This window comes from Micromonospora chokoriensis, assembly GCF_000718555.1.
In the GTDB taxonomy this organism is placed as follows: domain Bacteria; phylum Actinomycetota; class Actinomycetes; order Mycobacteriales; family Micromonosporaceae; genus Micromonospora; species Micromonospora chokoriensis_B.
Window position 1 is genome coordinate 141,038 of record NZ_JOAN01000001.1, and the last position, 13,337, is coordinate 154,374.

Genomic DNA, 13,337 nt, shown 5'->3' on the forward strand with positions numbered 1-13,337 from the left:
TCGAACGGGTGTGGCATGGTTGATAGCGTGGTGAATCCGGCGGGCGAGCGTTCAGGTGCCTCCGGCTCCGGCGGTCGACGGGGTCGGGCGAGCACGAGTCAGTTCGGCGCGCTCGGCCTCAACCTCGCCGATCCCCGCGTCGAGGCGTCCGTGCTGGGTCTTCTGGACACGGTCGAGGTCGAGTTGCGGTCCAGCGTGTCCAGCGCCGACCCGTTCGTCACCGAGGCTGCCCGGCACCTCGTCGAGGCCGGCGGGAAGCGGTTCCGGCCGCTGCTGGTGGCGCTCGGCGCCCAGTTCGGTGATCCCAGCGGTGCGCAGGTGGTCCCGGCCGCCGTGGTGATGGAGCTCACTCACCTCGCCACCCTCTACCACGACGATGTGATGGATGAGGCCGCCGTCCGTCGGGGTGCGCCGAGCGCGAACTCCCGGTGGACGAACTCGGTCGCCATCCTGGTCGGCGACTATCTCTTCGCCCGCGCGGCGGACATCGCCGCGGACCTGGGCCCCGAGGCGGTCCGGTTGCAGGCGCGCACCTTCGCCCGGCTGGTGCACGGCCAGATCGCGGAGACCGTGGGGCCGCGCGCCGACGACGACCCGGTGGCCCACTACCTGCACGTGATCGCCGAGAAGACCGGCTCGCTGATCGCCACGTCGGCCCGGTTCGGCGGCATGTTCGGTGGCGCTCCCGCCGAGCACGTGGAGGCCCTCGCCGGGTACGGCGAGACGATCGGTGTGGCCTTCCAGCTCTCCGACGACCTGCTGGACATCGCTTCCGAGTCGGTGCAGTCGGGTAAGACCCCCGGCACGGACCTTCGCGAGGGTGTCCCGACGCTCCCGGTGCTCTACGCCCGCGAGGCGGACGACTCGGACGCGTCGTCGGTGCGTCTGCGGGAGATCCTGGCGACCGGCCCGTTGACCGACGACGCGCTGCACGCCGAGGCGCTGGGGCTGCTGCGGGAGAGCCCGGCGCTCAAGCGGGCCCGGGAGACCGTGCGTAGCTACGCCGAGGAGGCCCGCGCGCAGCTTGCCCCGCTGCCGCACGGCCCGTCCCGCAGCGCGCTCGAGTCGCTCTGCGACTACATCGCCGACCGCACCAGCTGATCCACGTCCCGGCCCGCTGCGGCGCCGGCGCGGGTCAACAGTCGGCTGCCGACGAGCATCAGGGCGGCGGCGAGCAGCATCGCCACGGCCGCGATGGCCCACATCACCGGATAGCCGAGGTGGGCGGCGAGTGGCCCCAGGCTCAGTGGGCCGAGGCAGCCGCCCGCGTACACCCCGGTCTGGGTGATCGAGGTGGCGGCGGCCGGTGACTGTGGGTGCAGCCGGACCACCGCGAAGTTCATCAGGCCGGGCCAGGCCCAGCCCAGGCCGAAGCCGAGCACCACACCGACCACAAGCGGCACCGAGCCGGTCAACGCGAGCAGGCCCAGCCCGACCGCGCCGACGACAAGCATCCCGGCGATGAGGGCGACGTGACCGGTGTCGCGGCGATCGGCCAACCAGCCGGCGCCGACCCGGGCTGCCACGCAGACCGCGCTGCCCAGGGTCAGCGTGAGGCCGGCGAGGCCCGGCGACAGGCCCCGGGCCGCAGCGGAGTCCACCAGGAACGTGCCCAGCGAGTTGGCCGCGCCCGAGGCCAACGTCGCCGCCGCGCCGATCACCACGAGCGCCGTCGTGGCCCGCCCAGCGCGCGTGGCGCCGGCCCGTCGGGCCAGGCCGGGCAGTTGCCGGGGTACGGCGGCAAGCGTCGTCAGCGCGGCCACAGCGGCGGCCACGAACGCCCAGCGCCAGCCGGCGGTGAGCGCGATGGCGGGCACTGCCGCTCCGGCCAGCAGGGTGGAGATCGGGATGGCGGCCTGCTTGACGCCGAACGACAGCCCCTGCCGTCGTGCCGGCACGTGCTGGGCCAGCGCGGCGTTGCTGGCCAACTGGCCTAGGGCGTTCGCGGCGGCGCTGAGCGCCAGCAGGCCGACCAGCACCGGGTACGACCGGGCGAAGGCGGCCACGGCCAGCATCGACCCGGCGGCCAGCAGGATGCCGCAGCGGGCGACCACTGCCGGTCCGTACCGCTCGACCAGGCGACCGGAGGGCACTGAGGCCAGCGCGCTGACCCCGAAGTAGACGGAGACGGCCAGGCCCAGGCCGGCCGGCGAGAAGCCGAGGTCCGTGCCCATCTGCACGGCGAGACCACCGAGCAGGAAGACGGGGAGTACGCAGGCCACGGTGGTGACGACCGCACCAGCGCTGGCCCGGACCGGGCGGGGTCGGGCGACGGTCTGATACGGGGTGCCGGAGGTGTTGGTCATCGTTCGGCAAACTTACGCGAGCCCCGCTCAGAGCACTCCTGGTGACTGGCGGGGCACAAGCTGTGGATGGTGATCTGGCATCCTCGACCCGAACAGGCATTTCGCACCGGGCCTGTTTTTCATATGGTGTAAGTCCCCGGCGGCGGAGGTGGTTGTGCGCGACCCCTTGGCAGAACCTTCGGACCTGATTCGCAGCGTGTCCCGAGCGCTACGGGTGCTGGAGTCGGTCGGTCGCGCCCCGAAAGGCCTGACCGTCAAGCAGATCGCCCGGCGCTGCGAGCTGACCGTGGCCACCACCTACCACCTGGTCCGCACCCTCGCCTACGAGGGCTACGTGATCCGTCGCGAGGACGGCACGTACATCGTGGGGTTGGAGGTGGCCGACCGGTACCGGGAGCTGGTGACCGCGTTCCGGGGCCCGCCGGCGGTCGGTGAGACGCTGCGGCGGGCGGCCCTGGACACCGGCTACAGCCACTACCTCGGTCGGTTCGTCGGCGGTCAGGTGGCCCTCACCGCGGTCGCCGAGGGGCACCGCTCGCCCTACCTGGAAGAACTGGTCCCCGGCTTCGACGAGGGTGCGCACGCGACAGCCCTCGGCAAGTCGCTGCTCGCCACCCTCACCGCCGATCAGCGCTACCGCTACCTGCGGGAGTACGGCATGCGCCCGTTCACCACCGCCACGCTTACCACCACCGAGAGTTTCGAGGCCGACCTGGCCGCTGGCGACCGGCGTGGCATGCAGTTGGAGATGGGGCAGTTCCGGCAGGGGGTGGCCTGCGCTGCGGTGCTCGTCACCCCGGACAAGGACATGGAACGCCGCACCGTGCTGGCCTGCGCGTTGCCGGCCAGCGAAATGATGACCTCCGCTCGGGTGGTACGCGCCAAGCTGCTCACCGTGGCCCGCAGCGTGGCCGACGGCATCGCCGCCGACAGCTGACCCGCATCGACGCGGAGAGGCCCTCTCCCAGGCTGGGAGAGGGCCTCTCCGGGCGGTCCAACCCCGGACCGCCGGAACAACGTCAGCGGCTGCTCGGCCGCGGGTGGAACGTCAGCTGCCCACCGGGCCGCCGTCGAGGCGCCAGGTGACCACCACGCCCGGCTTGGCGTAGTCACCGTCGGGCCAGTTCGAGGCCGGGTTCTCCACCGAGGCCCCGGTGATCTCACCCGGGTGCTGCACCGCGACGAAGACCGAGCGGTTGTCGCCGGTGATGAACGGGCCGCAGGTCTCCGCGCCGAGCGGCACGGTCAGGAACTGCTTGAGGTGACCCCGCTCCGGGCCCTCCACGGCGACGGCGAACAGGCCGTCGTTGCTGCCCAGCGCGTTGCCGTCGGTGGAGATCCAGAGGTTGCCGGTGGCGTCGAAGGCGACGTTGTCCGGGCAGGAGATCGGGGAGACCTTGGTCTTGTCGTACCCGGCGAAGAAGGTCGACGCGTCGGTCGGGTCGCCGCAGACGATCGGCAGCGACCAGGCGAAGGTCTCCGAGGCGTTGTCGTTGCGGTCCTCGACCAGCTCCAGGATCTGCCCGTGCTTGTTGGCGTTGCGCGGGTTGGCCTCGTCCGCCGCCGCCTTGCCGGCCTTGCCACGGTCGGTGTTGTTGGTCAGTGCCACGTACACCTTGCCGGTGAGCAGGCTCGGCTCGACGTCCTCGGGGCGGTCCATCTTGGTCGCGCCGACCTTGTCACCGGCGAGCCGGGTGAAGGTGAGCACGTCCGCGGCGGTCATCCCGTCGACGAACGACTTGTTGCCACTGACCAGCTTGATCCAGTGACCCCGGCCGTTGAACGCGCCGTCGGTGGGGAGGTTGCCCGAGCCGTCGATCTCGGCCGCGCTGGTCTGGTCCAGCTTCGCCACGTACAGCGTGCCGGACTCCAGCAGGGTCAGGTTGTGCTTACGGGCAGCCCAGGAGTTGCCCTTCATGAACTTCTTGTCCGAGACGAACTTGTAGAGGTAGTCGAACCGCTCGTCGTCGCCCATGTACGCGACCACGTGGCCGTCCTTCGCGACGATCACGTTGGCGCCCTCGTGCTTGAACCGGCCCATCGCGGTGTGCTTGCGCGGGCGGGCCTCCGGGTCGAACGGGTCGATCTCGACGACCCAACCGAACCGGTGTGCCTCGTTGGGGTGCTTCGCCAGGTCGAAGCGCTCGTCCGCGCGCTCCCACTTGCGGCTGCCGCTGGGGTAGCGGCTGGCGGTGCTGATGCCGTAACGGTCCAGCTTCGGCTTCAGCTCGGCCGGGGCGGCGTCGGCGCCCACGAAGTACTGGTTGAAGTTCTCCTCGCCGGAGAGCACGGTGCCCCACGGGGTCACGCCACCGGAGCAGTTGTTCAGCGTGCCCACGACCGTACGGCCCTTGGGGTCGGCGGCGGTCTTCAGCCAGGCCGAGCCGGCGGCGGGACCGGTCAGGTCGAACTTGGTGCTCAGCGCGGTGACCCGCCGGTTGTACGGCCGAGCACCCTTGTCGACCGGCTTCCACTGCCCGGTTCCCGCGACCCGCTCAAGCTCCACCACGGACATGCCGTGCGCGGCCATGGCGGTGCGCAGCTGCTCCACGGAGAGCCCGTCCAGGCCGGGGAAGCCCGGGAACATCAGGTCCTCGTTCGTGTACTCGTGGTTGACCACGAGCAGCGCCCGCTTGCCCTGCTTGTCCAGCGGCAGCACGCCCACGAAGTCGTTGTTGTAACCGAACTGCTTGGACTGCGCGGCGGCGGTCTGGTGGTGCAGGTTGAACGCCGGCGCGCCCGGCAGCACCGGGTCACCCCACTTGATCACCACGGCGTGGTCGTAGCCGTTCGGCACGACCAGGCTGTCCAGCTTGTTCGGCGGGATCGGCTTGAAGGTCAGCGCGCCGTTGCCGACTCCGGTGCTGGGACGGCCGAAGCCGAAGCCTTCCGGGACGTCCGGGGTGGCCGGGGCCGCCATGGCCGGGGCCGCACCGGCGAGCGCACCGGCTGCCGCGCCGCCGAACCCGAGGACCAGCGCGCCGACCGCGCCAGCCCGGACCACGCCACGCCGGGACACCTCGGCGTTCACCACGTCCCCGAAGTACGGGTTGTCGGAGGTGTTCGGTACCGGGTGGTCACAGGCGTTTCCGCAGCGGTACAGGCAGGTCATGGCGTCACGGGTGCCGTGGCGGTTGCCGGTCAACAGGGGGAGCAGCCGGGGACGGTCGCTCATGGGAAAGCCTCCAGAGAAGTCGGTGGCACGACATGCGGCGTTACCAGCCGGACGCTAGGAGGACGTGGTGAGCGGTCGTCGGCCACGATGTGAACCAGGCATGAACACCCTTCGTGGGCGCTACCGTCACGCAACCGGGCTGACCTCGGGCTGAACCGATCGGCGTGACCGCACGTATTCCCGAGCGGACGCACCGCCGGACGCGCGCTGGAAGCGAGGAGACCGCCATCAGCGACCACGACGCTCAACTGCTGCGCGCGCTGCACGACGAGCACGCGGAGGCGCTCTACGCCCACGCCCTCCGGCTGGTCAACGGGGACCGGCAGCGGGCCGAGGACCTGGTGCAGGAGACGCTGCTGCGGGCCTGGCGACATCCGGAGTCACTCGACCCGCGACGCGGTTCGGTGCGGTCCTGGCTGTTCACCACCGCCCGTAATTTGGCCATCGACGCCTGGCGGCGACGTTCCACCCGGGTCGGCGAGGTGTTCACCGACGACCTGCCCGAGCCGCCTGAGGTGATCGACGAGGCCGAACGGGCGGTGGAGGCGTGGACCGTCGCCGAGGCGCTGAACCGGCTCAGCCCGACCCACCGGGAAGTGCTTGTCGAGTGCTTCTACCAGGGGCGGTCGGTGGCTGAGGCGGCGTCCCGCCTCGGCGTACCGCCGGGGACCGTGAAGTCGCGCACCCACTACGCGCTGCGGTCTCTACGGTTGGTCCTGGCTGAGATGGGGGTGACGGGATGAACCGGTGCGAGTTCGCGTACGACGATGGCGCGTACGTGCTGGGTGCCCTGGCCCCCGCCGAGCGAGCGGCCTACGAGCGGCACCTCGGCGGCTGCGCCTCGTGTCGGGAGGCGGTCGCCGAGGTCGCCGTCCTGCCTGGCCTGCTCGGGCGGCTCGACCCGGTGGGGTTGGAGCAGATCCTGCCGCCGCCGGCCCCGCCCCGGGTGCCCGCGCTGCTCGACGAGGCCCGGCGTCGCCGTCGTCGGGAACGCACCGCGGCCCGGCGACGCTACGCGCTGACCACACTGGCCGCCGCCGGGCTGGCGCTGCTGGTCGGTGTGGGCGCTGCCGTGGTGCTGCCTGGACCGGCCGGCCCACCGGGCACTCCCAGAGCGCAGGGCAGCACGCCCGCCCCGCAGGTGTCGATGGTCGCCATGCGGCCGGTGGCCGCCGCCGGGCCGGTGCACGCCGACATCGGGCTCGCCGGCACCAAGTGGGGCACTGCGGTGACCATGCGCTGCGGGTACGACGCGCGGACCAGCTATGGCAAGGCGTACCCGTTCCGCCTGGTGGCGCGCGGGCCGAACGGCGCCACCGAGCAGATCGGCTCCTGGCTGGCGGCCCCTGGCGATGCTCTGCAGTTCAGCGGTGCCACGAGGTTCACCGACGCTGAGCTGGTCAGCGTAGAACTCCAGAAGTCCGACGGCACCCCTCTCCTCACCTACGCGGTCCCGTGACCCCCCTCGATCTTGCGGGAAGAGGTGGGTCAGGGGGTGGGGAGGGGGATTGCGAGGGTTCGGGTCTGGCGGGTCTGGCGGGAGGTGCGAATGGCATCGGCGGTGAAGACGATCAGGGCTAGCCAGACCAGCGCGAAACCCGCCAGGCGAGCCGGCGGCATCGGCTCGTGGAAGATCAGCACACCACAGCCGAGCTGGAGGATGGGCGCCAGGTACTGGATCATGCCCAGGCTGCTCAGGGGCAGTCGGTTGGCCGCCCCGGCGAACAGGAGCAGCGGGATCGCGGTGGCCGCGCCGGCCAGCACCAGCAGAGCGGTGTGGCCGGCCGAGACGTGCCCGAAGGTCAGGTCGGCTCTCGCCGTCAGCCAGCCGAGGTAGCCCAGAGCGGGCAACGCCAGCACCGCCGACTCGACGAAGAGTCCCTCGGCCGCCGGCAGCCCGAGCCGCTTCTTGACCAGGCCGTAGCCGGCGAAGCTGAACGCCAGGGTCAACGCCAGCCAGGGCAGCCGGCCGTAATCCACGGTGAGCACCACGACCGCCGACGCGCCGATCCCCAGCGCCACCCACTGCGCCGGGCGGAGCCGCTCCCGCAACACCGTCACCCCGAGCAACACCACGACCAGCGGGTTGATGAAGTAGCCGAGCGCGGTCTCCACCACCCGGTCGGAGTTGACCCCGTAGATGTAGGTGCCCCAGTTGACCGCGATCAGCGCGGAGGCCGCGACGATCCCGGCCACCGCCCAGGGGCGGCGCAGCAGCGCCCGCAGGAAGCCGATGTTGCGCAGCGCCGCCAGCAGCAGGGCCACGAAGACCACCGACCAGACGATCCGATGGGCCAGGATCTCCAGCGGGCCGGCTGGTCGCAGCAGCTTGAGGTAGAGCGGAAAGAAACCCCAGAGCAGGTACGCGCCGAGGCCGTAGAGGTATCCCAGACGGAGTGGCGTCACGCCTCTACCGTAAGGGGCGTACCACCGACTTGTTCCTTTCCGGTGAGCGGGGTCACCGGGGGGCGTTGGTCGAGCTGCATCCACCGTTGCGGCCCGTCCAGTGGCGTGAACCCGACCCGCGCGTACACCTGGTGTGCGTCGTTGGTGATCAGGATGATTCGGCGTACGCCCAGCTCGGCCAGGTGGTCGCGGACCGCGCCGGCCAGCCATCCGCCCAGCCCGCGACCCCGGGCGGCGCGGTCGACGTACACGTCGCAGAGCCACGCGAAGGTGGCGCGGTCGGTGACCACCCGGGCCACCGCCACCTGGCGGCCGTCCTCCGGCCGGTAGATCCCGAACGGCAGTGAGCCGGCGAACGCCCGAGCGGTGGTCTCCCGGTCTCGGCCGAGCGCCCAGTACGCGTCGGTGGACAACCAGTGGTGCACCAGGTCCAGATCGATGCGCGCGGGATCGGTGCTGAGCAGGTGGCCGTCGGTGTGGGTCAGTGAGAACATGCCGCGACGCTAGCCGTCGAGATGGGCACCCACGTCGGTCAATTCCCGGATTTTGGTCATCGGCCCGCCCGGCCCCGGCCGAGGTCGGGAACGCCGGGCGGGCCGGGTCGGTGCGGGCTGCTCGCCGGTCAGTCCCGGTCGAGGACGGCGCCGAGGATCCAGGTCACGATGCTCACGAAGAGTGCGCCGAGCACCGCTGCCGGCCAGAAACCGTCCACCGTGAACGGCAGCCCGGCCTGGTCGGCGATCCAGCTGGTGAGCAGGAACAGCAGCCCGTTCACCACCAGCGCGATGAGACCGAGGGTGAGCAGGTAGAAGCCACAGCCGACGGTCTTGATGATCGGCTGGAGCACCGCGTTGACCACGCCGAAGATCACTGCCACCAGGAGCAGCGTGGTCACCGTCTCGGTGGCGGAGTCGGAATCCAGGGAGATGCCGGGGATGAGGAGCGTGGCCAGCCAGAAAGCCAGAGCTGTGCTGGCCAGCCGAATCAGCAGACCTTTCAGAAAACCCATGGCGGGGATCGTGCCACGGACCGCGCACCGACGTAACCCGGCAGACGATCAACCGGGTGAGATCAGCCGCGCGTCGGCGGCCCGATCAGTTGCGCCTCGATCGGGGTGGGGGTGAGCAGTGCCCAGCGCAGCGCTCGGCGGTTGACCACGGCCACCATGTCGTCCCGGATCCGGGTCAACCACTCGGCCGAGCCGCCCAGCCCCAGCGCGGCTCCGGCCAGGGTGGCCTCGGCGTTGTTCAACGGCTGGAGCAACGCCAGGTCGGCCCGGCTCAGGGCGTCCACGTCGGCCGGGGTCAACTCGTCGCGTACCACCAGAGTGGCTCGCCACGGCTGACCCGGCGCGGCCTCGGCCGTCACCGGCCCGACGTCGACGATCAGCAGCAGCGGCCGCAGCGCGGTGCCGACCCCGTCGGCGACCGAACGACCGGGCGGGAGCAGCGGGATCGTGCCGCCCGGTGCGCCAACCCCCCGGACGAACGGCTCCCAGGCGCGCGGCCGTGCGGTCTGCACCACCACCAGGGCACCCAGTGCCAGGGCGCGCAGGGCCACCAGTTGGGCGGCGCGCACCCCACCGACAAGCAGTACGCGGGTGCTCTCCGGCCGGAACAGGCGCACCGTGACGGCACCGCCGTGCCGGTTGGTGCCGACCAGCATCCCCGCGTCGCCCAGGGACAGCTCCCAGTCATCCCCCGATGGGCGGGCGACTGCCGGTGAGCGGGGCTGCGCCCCGGGTGCCGGCAGCGCCAACGGCAGCGTGGCGGCCAGCCCGCTCAGGTGGGCGCCGTCGAGCCGACGCAGCTTGCCGCCCAGGTCGGTCACCAGCCGGTTCAGCGCCTCGGTGGCCGCGGCCAACTCGGCCGTCGTCCCGGCGGCCAGGCGTACGGTCAGCGCGGTCGGCACTCCGGCGGCGTCGGTGGTCGACGCTGGACTGGCCGACCTGGGCGCTGTCGACGCCGGACCGGCCGAGATGGGCCACGTCGGCGCCGGGCCGGCCGACATCGACACCGTCGTCGCGGTCGCCGGCAGGGCGAGCAGTCGCGGCACCAGCCGACGCCCAGCCGTGCCTGCGTCGGGCCACTGGATCAGCTGGAAGGTGGCCTGGAGCAGTGCGCCGGACCGGATCGTCGGCCAGGACTCCCGGACCGGCTCGCCGTCGTGGTGGGCCAACTCGCTCAGGACGCGCAGTGCCGCAGGCACGCCGAGGGGCCGTGCGGGCACCGACCCGAGTCGGCGGACGATCCGGCGTACCGTGCCGGCGAGTGCGCGGCGCAGGTCCTCCGCAGACCAACCGTCGACCCGCAGCACCCGGACCGCCAGCACCGCTCGTTCCCGCCCGACGAGCCGCCCGTCGGTGAGCTGCCGGTACGACGTGCCGACCGTGCCGCCCGCACCCGGCACCGGAGCCGGTGCTCCGGCGAGCAGCAGTTGGACCAGCAGCGGGGGCATGTCCGGCCCGGCCGGGGGCAGCAACGCGGTCGGGGCGGGAATCGCCTGGGACGCGTCGCCGAGCAGGTCGCCGGGGTCACCGAGCTCCAGCAGCGCCACCATGCCCGCGGTGTCCTCCAGGACGGCCGCCGGGCCGGCGGTCAGCTCCGTCGAGCGGACGACGGTGCCCGGAGCCACCAGGTCGAGCAACTCGGCCGCTCCGGTCGGCCCGGCCAGCGCCCGACGACGGGTGAGGTGACCGATGGCGGTGCCCAGCCACTCGAAGAGCCAACGACCCCGAACCGGAACCCAGGCGGCCAGCACCAGCAGCACGGCAACCAGTACGGCCGTCGCGACCACGGGTGCGGGCCGGCCGAGGGCGACGAGGACGAGCGCTGCCGCGACCTGGGCGGCAACCAGTTGACCGGCTCGCACTCCTGTACCCGGGCGCCGGCTGAGGGTGACCCAGTGGCCCACCGGCGATCGGCGGCGAGGTGTGCGGTGATCGGGTGAGCCCAGGGCTCGGTCGGTGGGTCGAACCGGCCCGATCGCCCCGGACCCGGCCGGGATCGCTGGAGGCGGACCTCCGGTGGTGATCGCCGGCACCGTGCCTCCTCGACCAGTGGGGACCGGGTCGGGCGGTCGGCCGCCCTCCGGCGACCCGTCACGCGCCGCGACGTGGCTGCGGCACATCGTAAGCGACCGATGGCTGCCCTGGTTGTCCACAGGGGAGGCGCGGGGGGTAGCAGAACCGCTATGAGGTCGCTACCGTCAGCCACGAAGTCCTTCGCTGACCCGTGTCTCAGTGCTCGACGACCGGGCCAAGCGACGACGCGTCCCCACCGGTGGGCGCGCCGACGGCCAGGTGCGATCGGAGAGACGAGGTGACGTCCGGGTGTCCCAGACCAAGGCAGAAGCCGCGGTGATGCAGCAGACCGCCGCGAAGTTCGAGCAGGTGGACCAGTCGTTGCAGTCCATGTTGACCGGCCTGCTGGCCGAGCTGGAGGTGTTGCAGCAGGCCTGGCGTGGCGCTGGCGGCCGGTCGTTCGAGCAGGTCAAGCAGCAGTGGTCACAGGACCAGGCGGCGCTGCACCGGGCGCTGCGGGAGACCGCCGGTGCGATCCGCACCGCCGGTCGGCAGTACGACGTGTCCGACGACGAGGTCTCCAGCCGGGTGGCCGGCACCAACCGCGGCGGCATCCAGCTGCCGCTCTGATCCCGCTGGGGAGGAAATCCGATGGACCACGGTGTGCTGGTCGTCAACTTCGCCGCGCTGCAACAGGCCGGCGCTGACATTCAGAAGGCGTTGAACACCCTCGACACGCAACTCGGCCAACTCGAACGGGACGCTGCCCCGCTGGTGGCGAGCTGGACGGGTGAGGCTCGGCAGGCCTATGAGCAGCGGCAGGCGCGGTGGCGCTCGGCCTCACAGGACCTCCAGGGGATGCTGCGTGACATCAGGCTGGCGGTGAACGACTCCGCCACCGACTACCTGGACACCGAAAAGAAGAACACCGGGCTGTTCCAGTGAGCGACGTGGGCCGGGAGCGCTGACCGTGTCCGGGTCAGCGCCCCGGCCGCAGCCGGCCCGAGGTTGGGGCCGCGAGCGGGCCGGGTCAGCCAGTGCCGCCAGTGCCGCCAGTGCCGCCGGCGGTGCTAGCCGGACCAGCGGTGCCGGCTGGGGCTGCTGGGCGCCAGCGTCGGCGTACGCCCCGGGGCACCACCAGGGCGAGCAGCGCCACGGTGACCGCCGTCATGCCGACCACCGCGCCGACCAGCAGGGCTCGGTCCCGAGCGGTGGCCCGGCGGGCCTGGCGGGCGAGCTGTGCCGGGTCGGCCCGGTCGTCTGCGAGTGCGGCGACCGGCCGCGACCCGGTCGCCCGGCCGCCGCTGGTCTCGGTGACCGCCCGATAGGGGTTCAACACGCCGGCGCCGTACCCGCCGCCGTGGCCCACTCCCGGAGCTGGATCGGCGGTGGCGATGATTCGTTCCGCCACCTGGGCGGCGGTCAGCTCCGGCCGATACTCCCGCAGCAACGCGGCGGTGGCGGCCACGAAGGGTGCCGCATAACTGGTGCCTTCGACCCGATGATGGCCCGCTCCGGGTGCGGCGGTCAGCACCTCGCTGCCCGGCGCGACCAGGTCGACGTACGGCCCGGTCTGCGAGAAGGTCGCCCGCCCGCCGTCCGCCCCGATCGCCCCCACACCGAGCACCCCGTCGTAGCCGGCAGGGAACGGTCGGGGGTCCCCGCTGTCGTGCAGGTTGCCGGCGGCGGCCACCAGCACCACGTCCCGGTCGACCGCGTACCGCACGGCGGAACGGACTTCCGGGTCGTCCGCGTACAGCACGACGGACAGGTTCACCACGTCGGCGTCATGGTCGACGGCCCATCGGATGGCTCGGGCGAACTCGGCGGCGCTGACCGTACGCCCCGATTCCCGCCCCTGCACCACCTGCTGCTCACTGACCCGTACCGGAAGAATCCGGGCACCCGGCGCCAAGCCGCGGAAGGCGACGTCGGGGCGGGGTGCCGCCGCGATGATGCTCGCCACACCGGTGCCGTGCCCAGCGCAGTCGCGACCACCGTCCCCACCGGGGTCGAGCAGGTCGGTGCCGGCCAGCACCCGCCCAGCCAACTGCGGGTGCACCCGGTCCACCCCGGAGTCGACCACCGCGACGGTCACCCCGACGCCGGTGGCCAGCGGCGCGAGCCGCGCGTGGTCGTACCGTTGCTGTGGCCAAGGCACGGCGGTGACCGGCCGGACGGGGGCGAGCGGGGTGGCGCAGGCCGGCGCCGCCCGGAGCCCGGCGGTGGCGGCGGCGGTCGGAAGGGCCGGTACGGTCAACAGGCTGGCGGCCAGACCTGCGAGGACCGGACGCGTGATCGATCGGGACATCGACACCCTCCGTATCGTGTCGGCTCCGGAACGGGATGTTATCGCCTCGTCCGCGCCCTGGCAGACCGCCGCCGGCCAGCCATTGTGATCTTGTTGCCACCTTGTAGGTTGTACGCG

General features: G+C 72.2%; 13 protein-coding genes. 6 read left to right on the forward strand and 7 right to left on the reverse strand.

From position 1 onward, the window contains the following. Nucleotides 1-15 precede the first annotated feature (15 nt). Nucleotides 16-1,101 carry a polyprenyl synthetase family protein gene (locus IF46_RS0100685; RefSeq protein WP_030486274.1) on the forward strand — a complete coding sequence of 362 codons (1,086 nt, stop codon included), beginning with the start codon at nucleotides 16-18 and terminating at the stop codon, nucleotides 1,099-1,101. Here the strand turns inward: IF46_RS0100685 and IF46_RS0100690 are convergent. Further along, entirely contained in the window at nucleotides 1,077-2,306 is a 1,230-nt protein-coding gene (locus tag IF46_RS0100690) for an MFS transporter (protein ID WP_051723544.1), read from the reverse strand. The genes IF46_RS0100685 and IF46_RS0100690 overlap by 25 nt on opposite strands. 154 nt (nucleotides 2,307-2,460) lie before the next feature. Here IF46_RS0100690 and IF46_RS0100695 point away from each other — a divergent pair, with 154 nt between their 5' ends. Continuing rightward, the gene (locus IF46_RS0100695) at nucleotides 2,461-3,243 is read left to right on the forward strand and encodes an IclR family transcriptional regulator (RefSeq protein WP_030486276.1); all 783 of its coding nucleotides are present in this window, start codon (nucleotides 2,461-2,463) and stop codon (nucleotides 3,241-3,243) included. A gap of 111 nt (nucleotides 3,244-3,354) precedes the next feature. Here the strand turns inward: IF46_RS0100695 and IF46_RS0100700 are convergent, their stop codons facing one another. After that, the gene (locus tag IF46_RS0100700; protein ID WP_030486277.1) at nucleotides 3,355-5,481 is read right to left on the reverse strand and encodes a PhoX family protein; all 2,127 of its coding nucleotides are present in this window, start codon (nucleotides 5,479-5,481) and stop codon (nucleotides 3,355-3,357) included. Nucleotides 5,482-5,708: 227 nt separating this feature from the next. Between IF46_RS0100700 and IF46_RS0100705 the strand changes: the two genes are divergently transcribed. Together IF46_RS0100705 and IF46_RS0100710 are read left to right on the forward strand one after the other, a co-directional pair. Next, entirely contained in the window at nucleotides 5,709-6,224 is a 516-nt protein-coding gene (locus IF46_RS0100705) for a sigma-70 family RNA polymerase sigma factor (RefSeq protein WP_051708644.1), read from the forward strand. Continuing rightward, nucleotides 6,221-6,940, forward strand: coding sequence for an anti-sigma factor family protein (locus tag IF46_RS0100710; protein WP_030486278.1), 720 nt, complete (start codon nucleotides 6,221-6,223; stop codon nucleotides 6,938-6,940). Before IF46_RS0100705 ends, IF46_RS0100710 begins: the two co-directional genes overlap by 4 nt. Nucleotides 6,941-6,969: 29 nt before the next feature. Here the strand turns inward: IF46_RS0100710 and rarD are convergent, their stop codons facing one another. The 4 genes from rarD to eccE form a co-directional block, all read right to left on the reverse strand. Continuing rightward, nucleotides 6,970-7,887: an EamA family transporter RarD gene (gene rarD / locus IF46_RS0100715; RefSeq protein WP_030486279.1), complete on the reverse strand. Its 918-nt coding sequence runs from the start codon at nucleotides 7,885-7,887 to the stop codon at nucleotides 6,970-6,972. After that, entirely contained in the window at nucleotides 7,884-8,381 is a 498-nt protein-coding gene (locus IF46_RS0100720; protein WP_030486280.1) for a GNAT family N-acetyltransferase, read from the reverse strand. Before IF46_RS0100720 ends, rarD begins: the two co-directional genes overlap by 4 nt. Before the next feature lie 128 nt (nucleotides 8,382-8,509). Next, nucleotides 8,510-8,896, reverse strand: a complete 387-nt coding sequence (locus IF46_RS0100725; protein ID WP_030486281.1) for a phage holin family protein — start codon at nucleotides 8,894-8,896, stop codon at nucleotides 8,510-8,512. A gap of 62 nt (nucleotides 8,897-8,958) precedes the next feature. Beyond that, nucleotides 8,959-10,929: a type VII secretion protein EccE gene (eccE, locus tag IF46_RS0100730; RefSeq protein WP_420063541.1), complete on the reverse strand. Its 1,971-nt coding sequence runs from the start codon at nucleotides 10,927-10,929 to the stop codon at nucleotides 8,959-8,961. Nucleotides 10,930-11,218: 289 nt separating this feature from the next. On the opposite strand from eccE, the gene IF46_RS0100735 reads away from it, so the two are divergent. Both IF46_RS0100735 and IF46_RS0100740 read left to right on the forward strand, forming a co-directional pair. Next, a complete protein-coding gene (locus tag IF46_RS0100735; protein WP_030486283.1) occupies nucleotides 11,219-11,539 on the forward strand; it encodes a WXG100 family type VII secretion target in 321 nt (106 codons plus the stop codon). A 21-nt stretch (nucleotides 11,540-11,560) separates the two neighbouring features. Continuing rightward, a complete protein-coding gene (locus IF46_RS0100740; protein ID WP_030486284.1) occupies nucleotides 11,561-11,854 on the forward strand; it encodes a WXG100 family type VII secretion target in 294 nt (97 codons plus the stop codon). A gap of 85 nt (nucleotides 11,855-11,939) precedes the next feature. On the opposite strand, the gene mycP is transcribed toward IF46_RS0100740, so the two are convergent. Then, nucleotides 11,940-13,220, reverse strand: coding sequence for a type VII secretion-associated serine protease mycosin (gene mycP, locus IF46_RS0100745; protein ID WP_051723545.1), 1,281 nt, complete (start codon nucleotides 13,218-13,220; stop codon nucleotides 11,940-11,942). Between the last annotated feature and the right edge of the window lie 117 nt (nucleotides 13,221-13,337).